This is a genomic window from uncultured Abyssibacter sp. (assembly GCF_964000955.1).
In the GTDB taxonomy this organism is placed as follows: domain Bacteria; phylum Pseudomonadota; class Gammaproteobacteria; order Nevskiales; family OUC007; genus Abyssibacter.
In genome coordinates this window covers 1-1,691 of the sequence record NZ_CAXFCL010000284.1, presented here as the reverse complement: position 1 = coordinate 1,691, position 1,691 = coordinate 1, and the positions used below count along the sequence as shown (strand labels likewise).

The window sequence follows — 1,691 nt, the reverse complement described above, 5'->3', positions numbered from 1 at the left end:
CTACTTCGAGATGAACCGTGTTGGCTGGGATCGCCGGGCGGCGGCGCATTTCGATTCGAGCTTCTACGACGTGAAGGGGTTTCTCGCCGGCGAGACGTCCCTGCGGGAGATCGAGCTGGCGGAACTGACCGACGTTGCGGGCAGGCGGCTGCTGCATCTGCAGTGCCACTTCGGACTGGATACGCTGTCCTGGGCCCGCCAGGGCGCGGTTTGCACCGGGGTCGATCTTTCGCCGGTGTCCATCGACAAGGCCCGGATGCTGGCCGAGCAAACGGGGCTTGAAGCGACCGAGTTCGTCTGCACGAACGTCTACGATTTCCGGGCCGCTGCCCCCGAGTCGTTCGATATCGTGTTCACGTCCTACGGCACGGTGTGCTGGCTGCCGGACCTGACCCGCTGGGCGCAGGTCATCGCCGCCAATCTGGCACCGGGCGGCAGGTTCTACATGGTCGAGTTCCATCCCATCTACGACCTGCTGGCCGGGTATTCCTATTTCACGCGCACGGCACCGGATGTTGATGAGGAAGGCACCTACACCGAGAACGGCGCGGGCGTGGTGGCCCGGCTGGCGACCTGGGCGCATCCGCTGTCCAGCGTGCTCAACGCGCTGATCGGCGTGGGTATCCGGATCGAGCGGGTCAGCGAGTATCCCTACAGCCCGTACAACTGCTTCAAGGGGCTGGAGGAGCGGGTGCCGGGACGCTTCACGCTGAGCCATCAGGGCAACGATGTGCCGCTGGTGTACAGCGTGACAGGGCGGAAAGCGGGGTGAACGAGGCAGCCATGAACGATGCCCGCGCCCACGCTCGGGAGGAATGATGTTCTCGCACATCATGGTCGGTGTGACGGATTTCGATCGGGCCATGGCGTTTTATCAGCCGGTGATGGCGGCGATGGGTGCGGAGCTGCGCTTCGGCGAGCGGGACCACACCTGGGCGGGCTGGCAATCGTCGCCGGAGCCCCGGCCATTGTTTGTCATCGGCCGGCCCTTCGATGGACAGCCTCATGCGCCCGGCAATGGTCAGATGGTCGCGTTTCAGGCGGACTCCCGTGAGCGCGTCGATACCGTCCACGCCGTGGCGCTGGCGCACGGCGGCCGCTGCGAAGGGGCGCCGGGCCCGAGGCCCGAATACCACGCGCACTACTACGGCGCGTACTTCCGCGATCCGGACGGCAACAAGCTTTGCGTGGCCTGCCACGCACCCGTCGGATGAATGCGGATCACAGGCCATCGACGCCGAAGGTCCAGCGCAAGGGGTTGCTGGCGTTCTATGCCTCCGTGTGGCGGCCTCTGGGCATCAGCCCATCGCTGATTCGTAAGCGTGGTCTGCCGTTGTTCGAGGAAGCCACGGAACTGGTGGTGGCGGACTCCGGCGCGGGCGGACGCGAGTATCAACTGACGCCGATCGCGGCTGCGGCGTGGCGACGGATGAAGGCGGCGGCCGAAGAAGATGGCGTCGATCTGCAGGTGGTGTCGGCCTACCGCAGCGTGGCCCGGCAGGCTGAGCTGATTGGTCGCAGGCTCGCGGCGGGGCAGTCGCTGGATGCGGTCCTGAGCGTGCTGGCGCCACCCGGTTGCAGCGAGCACCACACCGGCCGCGCGGTGGACATCGCCACCGGCAATGTCATGCCGCTGGAGCCGGAGTTTGAAGCAACGCCCGCATTCGCCTGGCTCCTGGAGCGCGCTGGCG

General features: G+C 66.6%; 3 protein-coding genes. All 3 read left to right on the top strand.

Annotated elements, in window-relative coordinates; translation table 11 throughout:
* The coding region (locus ABNS06_RS13605) for a class I SAM-dependent methyltransferase (protein ID WP_348675135.1) at positions 1-772 on the top strand (772 nt) is incomplete at its 5' end.
* 46 nt (positions 773-818) lie between these two features.
* A complete protein-coding gene (locus tag ABNS06_RS13600) occupies positions 819-1,214 on the top strand; it encodes a VOC family protein (RefSeq protein ID WP_348675134.1) in 396 nt (131 codons plus the stop codon).
* A partial coding sequence (locus ABNS06_RS13595) for a M15 family metallopeptidase (protein WP_348675133.1) occupies positions 1,211-1,691 on the top strand: 481 nt, incomplete at its 3' end. The genes ABNS06_RS13600 and ABNS06_RS13595, both read left to right, overlap by 4 nt.